General features: G+C 62.8%; 13 protein-coding genes. 11 read left to right on the forward strand and 2 right to left on the reverse strand.

The annotated features are described in order from the left end of the window. Positions 1 to 13 precede the first annotated feature (13 nt). The gene (locus tag CEW89_RS05505) at positions 14 to 697 is read left to right on the forward strand and encodes a TetR/AcrR family transcriptional regulator (protein ID WP_066704860.1); all 684 of its coding nucleotides are present in this window, start codon (positions 14 to 16) and stop codon (positions 695 to 697) included. Here CEW89_RS05505 and CEW89_RS05510 read toward each other — a convergent pair whose 3' ends face one another. After that, on the reverse strand, positions 698 to 1,648 hold the full coding sequence (locus CEW89_RS05510) for a LysR family transcriptional regulator (RefSeq protein WP_096805202.1): 951 nt from the start codon (positions 1,646 to 1,648) through the stop codon (positions 698 to 700). It abuts the gene before it with no gap. Positions 1,649 to 1,833: 185 nt separating this feature from the next. On the opposite strand from CEW89_RS05510, the gene CEW89_RS05515 reads away from it, so the two are divergent. From CEW89_RS05515 to CEW89_RS05560, 10 genes are all read left to right on the forward strand, one after another. After that, positions 1,834 to 3,588 (forward strand): FAD-dependent oxidoreductase, encoded by a 1,755-nt coding sequence (locus tag CEW89_RS05515; protein WP_096805203.1) that lies wholly within the window; start codon positions 1,834 to 1,836, stop codon positions 3,586 to 3,588. A 244-nt stretch (positions 3,589 to 3,832) separates the two neighbouring features. Further along, entirely contained in the window at positions 3,833 to 4,708 is an 876-nt protein-coding gene (locus CEW89_RS05520) for a helix-turn-helix domain-containing protein (RefSeq protein WP_198403501.1), read from the forward strand. 146 nt (positions 4,709 to 4,854) lie between these two features. After that, entirely contained in the window at positions 4,855 to 5,862 is a 1,008-nt protein-coding gene (locus CEW89_RS05525; RefSeq protein WP_096805205.1) for a TRAP transporter substrate-binding protein, read from the forward strand. Positions 5,863 to 5,961: 99 nt separating this feature from the next. Continuing rightward, a complete protein-coding gene (locus CEW89_RS05530; RefSeq protein ID WP_096805206.1) occupies positions 5,962 to 6,453 on the forward strand; it encodes a TRAP transporter small permease in 492 nt (163 codons plus the stop codon). After that, positions 6,450 to 7,733, forward strand: a complete 1,284-nt coding sequence (locus CEW89_RS05535; protein ID WP_096805207.1) for a TRAP transporter large permease — start codon at positions 6,450 to 6,452, stop codon at positions 7,731 to 7,733. Before CEW89_RS05530 ends, CEW89_RS05535 begins: the two co-directional genes overlap by 4 nt. 14 nt (positions 7,734 to 7,747) lie before the next feature. Next, entirely contained in the window at positions 7,748 to 8,590 is an 843-nt protein-coding gene (locus CEW89_RS05540) for a dihydroorotate dehydrogenase electron transfer subunit (RefSeq protein ID WP_096805208.1), read from the forward strand. Then, positions 8,590 to 9,528: a dihydroorotate dehydrogenase gene (locus CEW89_RS05545; protein ID WP_096805209.1), complete on the forward strand. Its 939-nt coding sequence runs from the start codon at positions 8,590 to 8,592 to the stop codon at positions 9,526 to 9,528. The genes CEW89_RS05540 and CEW89_RS05545 overlap by 1 nt, the downstream gene beginning before the upstream one ends. After that, the gene (locus tag CEW89_RS05550) at positions 9,525 to 10,790 is read left to right on the forward strand and encodes a Zn-dependent hydrolase (RefSeq protein ID WP_096805210.1); all 1,266 of its coding nucleotides are present in this window, start codon (positions 9,525 to 9,527) and stop codon (positions 10,788 to 10,790) included. The genes CEW89_RS05545 and CEW89_RS05550 overlap by 4 nt, the downstream gene beginning before the upstream one ends. Then, the gene (locus tag CEW89_RS05555) at positions 10,787 to 11,509 is read left to right on the forward strand and encodes an orotate phosphoribosyltransferase (RefSeq protein ID WP_217564985.1); all 723 of its coding nucleotides are present in this window, start codon (positions 10,787 to 10,789) and stop codon (positions 11,507 to 11,509) included. The genes CEW89_RS05550 and CEW89_RS05555 overlap by 4 nt, the downstream gene beginning before the upstream one ends. 29 nt (positions 11,510 to 11,538) lie before the next feature. Continuing rightward, complete coding sequence (locus CEW89_RS05560) at positions 11,539 to 11,856, forward strand: hypothetical protein (protein WP_096805211.1); 318 nt, start codon at positions 11,539 to 11,541, stop codon at positions 11,854 to 11,856. Between the two features lie 16 nt (positions 11,857 to 11,872). On the opposite strand, the gene CEW89_RS05565 is transcribed toward CEW89_RS05560, so the two are convergent. Continuing rightward, entirely contained in the window at positions 11,873 to 12,862 is a 990-nt protein-coding gene (locus CEW89_RS05565) for an asparaginase (protein WP_096805212.1), read from the reverse strand. Positions 12,863 to 12,900: the final 38 nt, after the last annotated feature.

Consider the following 12,900-nt stretch of genomic DNA (forward strand, 5'->3'; position numbering starts at 1 on the left):
ACGGAGAGAGCCGATGCCCGAGACAGACACCGCATCCCCAACGGCCCCGAAGGCAGAGGGCCGCGTTGCCCGACGGCAGAGGCGCAACCGCGCCGCGCTGATCGCAGCGGCACGCGCGATCATGGCGGAAAAAGGCGTCGACGCGGCGACCATGCTGGAAATCGCAGAGCGCGCCGATGTGGGCGCAGGCACGGTATATAACTATTTCAAATCCAAAGATGAACTTGCCCTCGCCGTGCTCGAAAGCCTGATGCAGGAACTGGCGATGCGGATCGAGACGGTCACCGACACGTTCGAGGATCCGGCACAGGTCTACGCTTTCGGCATTCGCACCGTGCTCGACACCGCCACGACCGATCCGCGCTGGCAACAGATGCTGCCGCGCTCCGAGGTGATCGCGGACGCGTTGTTTCGTTGCATGGGGCCATTTGCGATCCGCGATCTGACCAATGCCGTCGCCGCCGGGCGATTTCGCGCCACCGATCCGGCGCTGGTCTGGCGGCTGAGTTGCCATGCCATCATCGGCGTCAGTCTTGCCATCACAGAAGGCCGACAGAGCGCGGACAGCAAGGTTCCGATCATCGCCCGGCTGCTCGCCATGGCAGGGATCGAAGGCGACGGGGCGGAGGAACTGGCCGCCCGGCCCCTGCCCGATTTGCCGTCCATTCAGGCCCTGCCCGTCGGATCGGCACCCTGATCAGGGACGGCGCCTGGAAAGCTGGTTTTCCCGCTCCATCCGCCGTTCCAGATGGTCGCATTCCGAGGCCAGGAATTTCACCAAAGCCTTCCCCACCGGCGCGAGGTTTTCGCCCTTGCGCGTGAGCACGCCAAGAGCCCGGTCCGGGTGTTCGACCTTGATCGGAAGAGAGACGATATTGCCCTGCCCCTGCATCAGGTAGACCACGGAATAAGGCAATACCGTCAGACAGTTGGAACGCGCCAGAAAGGACGAGATCGAAGCCAGCGTGCCGCCCGAAAAGGTGAACTGGAAGTTCTCGCTGCCGATGGAAATGATGGCGCGCTTCAGGTCGCGGAACAGCGGGCTGTCGGCGGGCGGCGCGACCCAGGAATAGGCGTCGATCTCCGACAGGGTGATCGGCCCGCGACGGGTCAGCGGATGGCCCTTGCGACAGGCGATGACATTGCGGCCCTCGAGCAGCGGCTGGAAATCCAGATCGAGCGGCACATGCCGGACCTGCATCGGCAGGATTGCCAGATCGAGCGTCTTATTGCGCAGCTTGGTCACAAGGCTTTCGAAATAGCCATAGGTCTGTTCGAACTGCGCGCCGCCGATCCGGTCCTGAAACTCGGCCAGCATGGTGGTGATCACCCCGTCCATGAACAAGGGCGTGCCGCCGATGCGCAGATGCCCGGCGTGGCCTTTGCGGAAATTTTCGGCCAGCACGCTGGCCTCGCGGTTCAGATTGTGAATCCGCCCCCCGATCTCGGCCAGGCTTCGCCCAAATTCCGTCGGCGTCAGGGGCCTCCGCCCCGGTTCGAACAACGGCATGCCGAGCCGCTTCTCGAAATTGGAAATGGTTCGCGACACGGAAGGTTGGGACTTGCCCATCGCCTCCGCCCCCTCGGTCAGACCGCCTTTTTCGACGATCATGGCCAGGATTTCGAGATGTTCACTGTCTATCTTCATAACAAAATGAGATATTATCCAGATGCAGATTAAAAGCCACAGAAATTTTGCACCCCTAATCTGGCCATAATGAGGTGGATCGACGCTTTCCGGGAAGAGGAGCCCAACCGTCACGAAGGTCCACACCTGTCGCACACCAGCCGCGCATCAGAACCGCACAGACGTCACTTAGGGAGGAGACGCATATGCCCGATTACGAAACGGATGTCCTCATCATCGGCACCGGACCCGCCGGCTCGGCCACGGCCGCGCTGCTGTCGAGCTACGGCATCGAGAACATGGTGGTGAACCGCTACCGCTGGCTCGCCAACACGCCGCGCGCCCATATCACCAACCAGCGCACCATGGAGGTGCTGCGCGATCTCGGGCGCGAGGTCGAGGACGAGGCCTATCTGCACGCCACCCACAAGGAGTTGATGGGCGAGAACATCTTTTGCGAAAGCCTTGCGGGCGAAGAAATCGGCCGCATGAAGGCCTGGGGCAATCATCCGCTCTCGGCGGCGGAGCACAAGATGTCCTCGCCCTCGACGATGAACGACCTGCCGCAGACCTTCATGGAACCGATCCTGTTCAAAACCGCCTGTTCGCGCGGCACGCAGGCGAAAATGTCGACCGAATACCTGCGCCACGAACAGGACGATGACGGTGTGACCACCACCTGCCGCGACCGGCTGTCGGGCAAGGACATCACCATCCGCTCGAAATATCTCATCGGCGCGGACGGCGCGAAATCGCTGGTCGCCGACCATCTCGGCCTGCCCTTCGATGGGCAGATGGGCGTCGGCGGCTCGATGAACATCCTGTTCAAGGCGGATCTGTCGAAATACGTCGCCCACCGGCCCTCCGTGCTCTATTGGGTGATGCAGCCCGGCGCGGATGTCGGCGGCATCGGCATGGGTCTGGTGCGCATGGTGCGGCCATGGAACGAATGGCTGATCGTCTGGGGCTATGACATCAACGCCCCGGAACCCAAAGTGACCGAGGAGATGGCCACCGACGTGGCGCGTCAACTGATCGGCGACCCGGAACTGAAGATCGAACTTCTCAGCGCCAACACCTGGACGGTGAACAACTATTACGCCACCGAACTGTCGAAAGGCCGCGTGTTCTGCATGGGCGACGCCGTGCACCGGCACCCGCCCTCGAACGGGCTCGGGTCGAACACGTCGATTCAGGACAGTTTCAACCTCGCATGGAAACTCGCCATGGTGCTCAAGGGTCAGGCCGGTGAAGCGCTGCTCGACAGCTACACCGCCGAACGGGCGCCCGTGGCGAAACAGATCGTCACCCGCGCCAACAAGTCGATCGGCGAGACCGGCCCGATCTTCGACGCGCTCGGCATGAGCGAAGGCGTCGACCCGGTGCAGATGCAGAAGAACCTAGAGGCCCGGTGCGACGGCACCTCGGCGGCGGAAAGACAGCGCGAGGCGATCCGCAAGGCCATCGCCTTCAAGAAATACGAATTCGATGCCCATGGCGTGGAGATGAACCAGCGCTACCGCTCCGGGGCCGTGCTCACAGACGGTCAGGTGGAGCCGGATTTCGAACTCGATGCCGAGCTGCATCACCAGCCGACGACCTGGCCCGGCGCCCGCCTGCCGCATGCCTGGCTCTATGCCACGGACGGGGCGGAAGTGTCTTCGCTCGATCTTTGCGGCCACGGCAGGTTCACCGTGCTGACGGGATTGGGCGGCGAGGCCTGGTGTGCGGCGGCAGAGGAGCTTTCCTCCGAACTCGGCTTCGAAATCGCCTGCCACGTCATCGGCCCGCGCCGTCCCTACATGGACCACAGCGGCGACTGGGCCCGCGCCAGTGAGATCACCGACACGGGCTGTCTTCTGGTGCGCCCCGACCACCATGTCGCCTGGCGCAGCCACAAGCTTGCCAAGGAACCGAAGGCCGAACTGAAACGGGTTCTGAGCGCGGTGCTCGCGCGCTGACGAAAGACGGCGCCGGGCCTTCCGCTCCGGCGCCTCCCCATTCCACACACACGACGAAGCTGCCCGATCGGCAGAAGCGACGGATGTTTTCCGGGAATTTCGACAAAATTTTCACCAGAGACGCTTTTGAAATCACTCTTGCGAGATCGGGGAAACCATGCTTGTCTCAAGTTTGAGACAACACGTTTGCCGTGTCTTTCCGATCCGGCACGAGACGGTCAGGCAGATTTCAAGCGAGTTCAGAGTGGAAGACACCCAAATCAATTTCCAAGACATCGGCGCACGGCTCAAGGCCCATCGCCTCGGGCGCAACCTCTCGCCGGAAGAGCTTGCGACCCGGCTGAACATTTCCCGCGCCGCGCTTTACCGGGCCGAGAAAGGTGAGATCGCCAAGATCGACATGCTCGCGGCCATCGCCCATGAGCTGCATATGTCTCTGCCGAGCCTTCTGGGCGTCGGCATCGAATATGTCGACAATGCCGTGAGCTTCTTCGAGCGCATGCGTCAGATCGAAGAAGATTGCGAGCAGATCATCGGCCTGTTCAGCCCGATCTCCTATCTGGTGACGACCGGACGCTACGACGCCGTGCTCAAGGATGTTCTGGGCGAATCCGTGCCTGTCTCGGAACATCAGGACATCGACAGAATCCTTGAAATTCTTGAGAGAAGAAAACAGCGTTTTGCGCAAAGGCGGCCTTTGCTCGCCTCGATCATCTCGGATGCGGATATTCGCAAATTCCTGCGTGAGGGCCTTGAGGGACGCCCGGAATTGCCGCAGGAAATCCGCGCACAGCGCCGCAGGATGGCGCTCGCCGAGGTGCGGCACATCGTCGAGATGCTGCGCGCGCCCGACATCGGCATCCAGATCGGCGTCGCCCGCGAACCGATCCCCTCCACCTCCTTTCAGATCATGCGCCAGGCCGGGCGCTCGATCCTCACGATCAGCCCGTTTCGCCTCGGCCACAATCCGAACATTCGTATCGGCGTCGGCCTGATCACTTCCGCCCCGGAAGCGCTCGAACTGCACGAGGGCATCGCGGAGCGGCTGTGGGCCAGCGCGCTCAAGGGGCGCGAGGCGGCGGAACATGTCGAAGACCTGATCGCACGCGAGGGGATCTGACCCGGATTTCAGCCTAAAATTTCATCCAAAAAATAAATCATCTGGTCAAAATCGAATTTCGTCTCATTTTTTAGACTTTTTTATTGACCTGACCTCCGCTTTCGGGAGTCTATGATCTCGAGAACCAAACCAACCGGGAGCGCTACATGTCTCAATCCACCCCCTTTCTGTCCGCCCTGCTGCTGGCCGGGCTCGCCATGGCCAGCCCCGCGCTCGCGCAGGATTACGTGGCCCGCATCGGCCATCTCGAAAGCACACAACAAAGCCGCCACATCCACCTCGAGAAGGTTGCGGAACTCGTCTCCGAGCGCACCGACGGCGATGTGGAATTCCAGATTTTCCCGCAAGGCCAGCTCGGCAACCAGCGCCAGATGAACGAGGGTGTTCAGCTTGGCACGCTTGAGGCGACCGTCGCGCCCGCCGCTTTCCTCGGCGGCTTCAACCCGCTGGTGTCGATCCTCGACATCCCCTACCTCATCCCCGAAGACCCCGACAAAGCCGCCGCCCTGCGCGACGGTCCCTTCGGTCAGGCACTGCTCGACAGCTTCTCCGACAAGGGCATGGTGGCGATTGATCTCTGGCCCAACGGCAAGAAACAGTTCACCTCCAACGAACCGCTCGACACGCTTGGCGATTTCGCCGGTCAGAAATTCCGCGTCATGGACAGCTCGATCCTGATCGAACAATTCAACGCACTTGGCGCCTCCGCCATCGCGCTGCCGTTCGGTGAGCTCTACACCTCGCTGCAAACCGGCGTTGTCGACGGCGAGGAAAACCCGCTCGACACCATTAAAGCGATGAAATTCTACGAGGTGCAGAAGAACCTCGTGGTGTCCGACCACGGCGCGATGGAGGATGTGATCCTCTTCAACCCGATGTTCTGGGACAGCCTGCCGGAAAACTATCAGACGATCATCAAAGACGCCTTCGCCGAGGTGATCCCGGAGCTGACCGCGCATAAAGCCGCCGCTGTCGAGGGCGCGCTTGAGACCATCAAGGAAGCAGGCACCAATGTGCGTGTCGCCGACGAGACCGAGCGTGCGGAATTCCGCGATGTGATGTTTGGCCCGGCCTCCGCCGCCTATGTCGCCAAGACCGGCGACGCGGGTCAGACGCTTCTGGACATCTACACCGAAGCCTACGGCAAGCTCTGAGACCTGACGGACCCGGTTCCCCTTCCGGGTCCTTCCGCTCCGCATTCGCCTCAAACCGGATGCGGAGCCACTTCTTCCACGGTGATCGAAAGCCCCCTCATGCACGCCCTCACTCTGCTCCGAACGGTCGAAAGAACCGTTCTCATCGCCCTTTTCCTGATCATGGTGTTTCTCTACACCGGCTCGGTCGTGACCCGAGAAATCGGCGGCACATTCGCCAGCCGCTTCGCCTGGATCGAAGAAGCGGTGCGGATCATGAACCTGTTTCTGGTGTTTCTGGCCCTCGGGCTGGCTTTGGAGCGAGGCAAACATGTGGGCATCACCAATATGCGCGATCGCCTGCCCGCGCCGGTGTTGAAAGCGCTCTTGAAACTCATTGATCTCGTTGGGCTTTGCGTGAGCCTTTATGTGGCGTGGCTGGCGCTCGATCTTGTGCAATTCGTGCTCAAATCCGGCCAGAAATCCCCCACACTCGGTGTGCCGATGGGCGTGATCTACCTCGCTCCCGTCGCGGGCTTCCTGCTCCTGGGCCTGCGTTATGGACTCAGCCTTCTGGGACTCATCGACCGCTATCAGGAGGCCGCCGAATGATCTTCGCCCTCATCATCCTCCTCGCCGTGATCCTCCTGGTCGCGGGCTTCGAAATGCTCCTCGTGCTGAGCATCCCCGCGCTGGCCTATAAGGAAGCCTTCTACGCCCGCCTGCCCGACGCGGCCGTGGTGCAGAAGATCGTCGGCGGGATCGACCATTCGACGCTTCTGGCGATCCCGTTCTTCATCTTCGCGGCCAACCTCATGGGTTCCGGCCAGATCGCACGGCAACTCATCTCCGTCGTCAAGGCGCTCGTCGGCCACACCAAAGGCGGCATGGGCCATGTCGTCGTCGGCGGGTCCATGGCCTTTGGCGCGGTCTCCGGCTCCGCCCCCGCCACGGTGGCCGCCATGGGCCGCATGGTTTACCCGGAATTGCGTCGCGCAGGCTATTCCGACAAATTCAGCCTCGGGCTTTTGGTCTCCTCCGCCGAAACCGCGCTTTTGATCCCGCCCTCGATCACGCTCATTGTCTATGGCTGGATCACCGGCACTTCGATCTCGAAACTCTTCGCAGGCGGTCTTGCCGTCGGCGTTCTGCTGGGCCTCGCCTTCTCCGTCTATGTCCGCATCCAGGCCGCGCGCGATGGCGTCACGCACGATGAGCGCCTGCCCTGGCCCGCGCGGTTCAAAGCGATCTGGGAGGCGAAATGGGCGCTCGGCATGCCGGTGATCATCCTGGGCGGCATCTATTCCGGCTTTATCACCCCCACAGAGGCCGCCGCCGTCAGCGTCGTCTATGCGATCCTCGTCGAGATGTTCGTGTTCCGCGCCCTTGATCTCAAAGGCCTCGCCAAGATCACCGAAGACAGCGCGGTGAACACCTCGATCATCTTCGTGCTTCTGGCCATGGGCGGGCTGATTTCCTTCTTCGTCACGCTGGCACAGGTCCCGAACGAGATCATCGCCTTCCTTGAGGCGACAGGCGCGGGCAAGATCACCTTCCTCATCGCCGTCAACGTACTGTTCTTCGTGGCGGGCATGTTCATCGATCCGAACTCAACGCTTCTGGTGCTGGTGCCGCCGCTCTACCCGGTCGCCATGAGCTTCGGCATCGACCCGGTGCATTTCGGCATGCTGGTGACGCTAAACGTCAGCCTCGGGATGATCACGCCGCCCTTCGGTCTCGACATCTTCGTCGCCTCCTCGACGCTGAACAAACCCGTGGCCGACATCATCCGCGGCGTCTGGCCCTTTGTGCTGGTGAACCTGATCGTGCTCTTGCTGATCACCTATATTCCGCAAATCTCCCTCTTCATTCCCAAGCTGATCTACGGCTAACCCGAGGCAGACAAATGACCCACATTCCGACCACCGTGTCCGTCCCTGTTCCGCAGGGGCTCCGGCCCCGCTGTGCCGAAGCCACCTGTGTCGTGCGCTCTAATACCCCTGTGAACGGCGAATATCGCCTGCTCACTCTGGATGCGCCCGAGGCCATTCTCGATTGCCAACCGGGGCAGTTTTTCCAACTCTTGTGCCCGGCACCCGAGGGGGAATCCCCCTTCCTGCGCCGCCCGATGAGCATCTACGGCTATGACAAAGCCGCTGGCCGTCTGGAATTCCTCTACAAGATCGCGGGCGCCGGCACGCGCGGCCTTGCCACGCTGCGTCCCGGTGATGCCTTCAACGTGCTCGGACCCTTGGGCCACGGGTTCTCGATGCCCGAAAACTGGCAAAATCTCATGCTGGTCGCGCGTGGTGTGGGCCTTGCCACCCTCGCGCCTCTGGCCCGCATGGCGCAGGAAAAGGACCGCAAGCTGACCGCGATCTGTTCGGCGCGACGTCCGGACTTGGCCATGTCGGTCGATCTGTTCGAAAGCTACGGCGCCGAGGTGATCGTGGTGCATGACGAGGACGGCAGCTCCACCCCCGAGGCCCTGCGCCCGCTGATCGAGGCGCGTATCGCCAAGGGCAAGGTCGACGCCTTCTACACCTGCGGCTCCTCGCGGCTTTTGCGCCTGTTGCAAGACCTCGGCAACGCCCACTCCATCCCCGGCGAGATCGCCATGGAACAGCAAATGGCCTGCGGCCTCGGCATGTGTCAGGCCTGCGTGCGCAGCTTCCGGGTCGGCGACCGCATCATTCAACGCCGCGTCTGTCGCGAAGGCCCGGTGTTCCCGATTTCGGAGGCGATCTAATGAAAGACCTGCACACTCCTGATCTTAGCGCCCGGATCGGTGCGCTGACGCTCAAGAACCCGATCATGCCCGCCTCCGGCACGTTTTCCGAAGACCTCGCCGATGTCTTCGACCTCGATGTGCTGGGCGCGCATGTGCTCAAGACCATCATGCACGGCACCCGTGCGGGCAATCCGACTCCGCGGGTCTGTGACATGCAATCGGGCATGATCAACGCCATCGGCATCCCCTCCAAGGGCATCGACTATTTCCGCGATGAGATGCTGCCCTATTGGGCTGGGTTCAAAGCCCCTCTCGTGGTGTCGATCTCGGCGCATTCCATGGATGAGTTCGCAAGACTGTGTTCCGCGGTCAGCCTGCCGGGCGTCGCCGCGATCGAGGCGAATATCTCCTGCCCGAATATCGAAGCCGACGGCAACGCCTTCGCCATGCGCCCGGACACCACGCATGAGGTCGTCACCCGTCTGCGGGCGGAGACCGACCTGCCGCTCTGGGCGAAACTCACGCCCAACACCGGCGAGCCGGTCGAGGTGGCCCGCGCCGCCGAAAACGCGGGCGCCGACGCGCTTGTCACCGCCAACACCATGCTGGGCATGTCCATAGACATCGGCACGCGTCGCCCGCGTCTCGGCAATGTCATGGGCGGCATGTCCGGCCCCGCGATCAAACCCATCGCGCTCAGGATGACCTATCAATGCGCGCGCGCCTGCGAGATCCCGGTGATCGGTTGCGGCGGGATTTCCACGCGCGACGATGTTCTGGAATTCCTCATCGCAGGGGCGCGCGCGGTGCAGATCGGCACGGCCACCTTCCAGTCTCCGACCGTCATGGCCCGCCTCATCACGGAGCTTGGGGACTGGATGACCGCGCAGGGCATCTCTTCTCTCGATGAGATCATCGGCTGTATCGAAGCCCCCGAGGCCGGGGTGTTCGAATGAAACATCACCGCACAGAGGAGCTTTCGATCTTGGCGGCCGAGATGTTCGAGGACATCCGCGCACTGTCCCGCGACAAGGCGGGCGTCAGCCGCCCGGCCTTCTCCGAGACCGAGACCAAAACGCTGGACTATCTCGCTGCCCGCGCCCGGGCGGAAGGCTTGTGCGTTACAGAAGATGCAGGCCGCAACCTGTTGTTTTCCCTTCCGGAACATGAGATCGCCAAAAGGTTCACGGTGATCGGAAGCCATGTGGACAGCGTCCCCATGGGCGGGAATTACGACGGGCTCTCGGGCGTGATCGCCGGGCTGATCGTCCTCATTGCCGCGCGCCGGGGGCAGCGCCACCTGTCCCGCCCGGTCAAGGTTCTCGCCATGCGCGGCGAGGAAAGCGCGTGGTTCGGGGCCTGTTACATCGGTTCGAAACTTTTGACCGGCACTCTGCCCGAGGGGGAATTCAACGCCGCACATAAAGGCGACGGTCGGCCACTCAGCGCGCATCTCGAAGACCTCGGCATCGACACAGCACCGGTCAAGGCGCATCGGCCGCTCTGCGATCTGAGCCGGATCGAAGCCTATCTTGAACTGCATATCGAACAGGGTCCGCTTCTGGTCGAACGCAACATCCCCGCCGCCGTCGTCACCGGCATTCGCGGCAATTTCCGCTATCGCGACAGTCGCTGCATCGGTCAGGCCGGGCATTCCGGCGCCGTGCCGCGCGCCTATCGCCATGACCCGGTGCTGGCCTTTGCCGAGTTGATGCACCGGCTCGACGGCACCTGGCAGCACCTGCTCAACACCGGTCAGGACCTCGTGCTGACCTCGGGCGTCGTCGGCACAGATCCGACCCGCCATGCCATCGCACGCATCCCCGACGAGATCGGATTTTCCCTCGACATCCGCTCGCAGGATACCGAAACGCTCGACCGGATGCGCGCCTATCTCAAGGGTGAAATGGCCGACATCGCGCGCTCCCGCGGCGTACGCTTCGAGCTTGGCCCGGAGGTCGCCGTCGCCCCGGCGCTCATGGACCCGACACTGGTCAAGGCGCTGGAAAAGGCCATGGCGCGGGTCAGCGGCGAGGCGTTTTCCATGGCCTCGGGCGGCGGCCATGACGCGGCGGTCTTCGCACAGGCGGGCGTGCCCTCCGGCATGGTCTTCGTGCGCAACCGCAACGGCTCACACAACCCCGACGAGGCGATGGAAATTGCCGATTTCATGGTGGGCGTGGACATCCTCGCCACCTGTCTGGAGGCCACCTCATGAAGGACCCGAAATCCATGCCGCCACATATGCCCTTGAGCCCCGAAACCCGTGCCGATTTCGCCCGGCGCACGGCACTTGCCCTTCTCGACATTCGCGCCGTCGAAATCGCGGGGGAGCGACCTTTTATCCTGTCATCGGGCATCGCAAGCCCGGTCTATATCAACGTGCGCAAAGTCATCTCCGTCCCTGCCGTGCGCGAAAAGCTTATGGGATTTGCCACCGAGGTGATCGACGCGGAGATCGGGCGCGACCGGATCGACGCCATCGCAGGTGCCGAAACCGCCGGCATTCCCTTTGCCGCCTGGATCGCCGCCGAGACCGGCCTGCCGATGCAATACGTTCGCAAACGCGCACAGGGGTTTGGCCCCGAAGCGCAGATCGAAGGGCTGTGGGAGACCGGTCAGCGCGTGCTTCTCGTGGAGGACCTGACCACCGACGGCGCCTCGAAACTGCGGTTCTGCGAGGCGCTTCGGGCGGCGGGGCTGGTCGTTGAGGACGTCTTCATGCTGTTTCAGTACGACATCTTCCCCGAAACCCGCGATGCGATGGCACGCGCCGACATTCGCCTTCATGCACTCGCCACCTGGAAAGACATTCTCGACGTGGCCCGCGCTCATGACCGTTTCACCCCGGAACAACGCGATATTATCGCCGAGTTTCTCGATACCCCGCTCGACTGGTCTGCCGCCCATGGTGGCGCACGCAGCCTGACGTTCTAACCCTCTGCGATGTTTTAAGGAGACACCGAATGTACACTTTCCTCCTCGATCTGATCACCGAAAAAGGCCGTGGCATCCACGCCTATGCCGCCGCTTCGAAAGCCGCCTTCGCGCGCGCGCTCGAGGAACCGGATCATGCCACAGCCTTCTATTTCCTTGCCACGACGGCAGAAAACTTCGTCGAGCGGCACGAGCGTCAACCCCTGTCGGGCGAAGAACTCGACCGGAATTTCACCGCCTTTCAGGACGACATTCGTGCTCTGGACGCGGTGGCGCAGGCCGACAAGGCCAAGCAACTCGAAACCCTCAACACCGTCGTGACGGCCCGCATCGCCCGCAACCTCTGAGGGGCGTCAGCGGCGCTCAGGCCTCGGCAATTGCGGCAAAGGCCCCGGCAAGATCGGGGCCCGACAGCCCCTTGCCCAGAAGAGCCGAGAGCAGCAGGCGCGCCTTTACTGCGGAAAGATCCCCCGCCAGAAGCGCGCCTTGGGCCACCAGCATCACGCCACCGCTGTCCTTGCCATAGATCGCCTGCGTGCGCCCCTCGTGACAGCGGGACGCCACCACGACCGGGCATCCCGAGGTGACGAGACGCGCCGTGGCATCGCCAAAGCCTCTGGGGGCATTGCCGCGCCCGAAGGCGGACAACACGACCCCCGTCGCGCCCGCCTGCCCCGCCAGTTCCATCAGCCGGGGCGAAGTCCCGAGGCCCAACCCGATCAACTCGACATCCCGGTCGAGCGCAGGGGTCTCCAGCACCACGCGGGCCTTGGCCGGACGGGTGTAGAGATGGACGATCCCGTGATCGACCTCGCCGAATTTGCCCAAGCCCACGGAGCGGAAGGTGTCGACGCGGGAGGTATGCGCCTTGGTCACATAGCGCGCGCCATGGATGTCGCCCTCGAAGAGGATCACGGCGCCGACACCCGTCAGATCGGCGCAGCCGGCGGCACAGATCGCGTCATGGATGTTGCGCGGGCCGTCTGTGTCTGGCTGACCGGCATGGCGCTGTGCGCCGGTGAAGACCACGGGCTTGTCGCTTTTGACCAGAAGCCAGGCGAGAAACGCGCTTTCCTCCATCGTGTCGGTGCCATGGGTGACGACAACGCCGTCCACATCGTCCCCGGCGAGCACCTCGTCGATCCGGCCACAAAGCCGGTGAATGGTCACCAGATCGAGCGCATAGCTGCCCGCCGCCTCGAAATTCTCGACCGTGACGGAGATGCCTTCAAGCGGCTGGTGCAGGCTTGCCAGCAAGGTTTCACCGCTCAGCCCGGCATTGACGGCACCGGCGGTTTTATCGGCGGCGGAGGCAATGGTTCCGCCCGTGGCGATCAGGACGACATGTTTCATCGGTGTCTTTCCGTGTTCAGAAATTCCAAGAGAGATGC

This window comes from Celeribacter ethanolicus, assembly GCF_002407265.1.
Classification (GTDB): domain Bacteria; phylum Pseudomonadota; class Alphaproteobacteria; order Rhodobacterales; family Rhodobacteraceae; genus Celeribacter; species Celeribacter ethanolicus.

Coding starts and splice junctions, on each gene's coding strand:
- CEW89_RS05540 (WP_096805208.1), top strand. CDS start 7,748: ATGACCCACATTCCGACCACCGTGTCCGTCCCTGTTCCGCAGGGGCTC.
- CEW89_RS05510 (WP_096805202.1), bottom strand. CDS start 1,648: ATGAAGATAGACAGTGAACATCTCGAAATCCTGGCCATGATCGTCGAA.
- CEW89_RS05515 (WP_096805203.1), top strand. CDS start 1,834: ATGCCCGATTACGAAACGGATGTCCTCATCATCGGCACCGGACCCGCC.
- CEW89_RS05560 (WP_096805211.1), top strand. CDS start 11,539: ATGTACACTTTCCTCCTCGATCTGATCACCGAAAAAGGCCGTGGCATC.
- CEW89_RS05505 (WP_066704860.1), top strand. CDS start 14: ATGCCCGAGACAGACACCGCATCCCCAACGGCCCCGAAGGCAGAGGGC.
- CEW89_RS05550 (WP_096805210.1), top strand. CDS start 9,525: ATGAAACATCACCGCACAGAGGAGCTTTCGATCTTGGCGGCCGAGATG.
- CEW89_RS05525 (WP_096805205.1), top strand. CDS start 4,855: ATGTCTCAATCCACCCCCTTTCTGTCCGCCCTGCTGCTGGCCGGGCTC.
- CEW89_RS05535 (WP_096805207.1), top strand. CDS start 6,450: ATGATCTTCGCCCTCATCATCCTCCTCGCCGTGATCCTCCTGGTCGCG.
- CEW89_RS05545 (WP_096805209.1), top strand. CDS start 8,590: ATGAAAGACCTGCACACTCCTGATCTTAGCGCCCGGATCGGTGCGCTG.
- CEW89_RS05555 (WP_217564985.1), top strand. CDS start 10,787: ATGAAGGACCCGAAATCCATGCCGCCACATATGCCCTTGAGCCCCGAA.
- CEW89_RS05530 (WP_096805206.1), top strand. CDS start 5,962: ATGCACGCCCTCACTCTGCTCCGAACGGTCGAAAGAACCGTTCTCATC.
- CEW89_RS05565 (WP_096805212.1), bottom strand. CDS start 12,862: ATGAAACATGTCGTCCTGATCGCCACGGGCGGAACCATTGCCTCCGCC.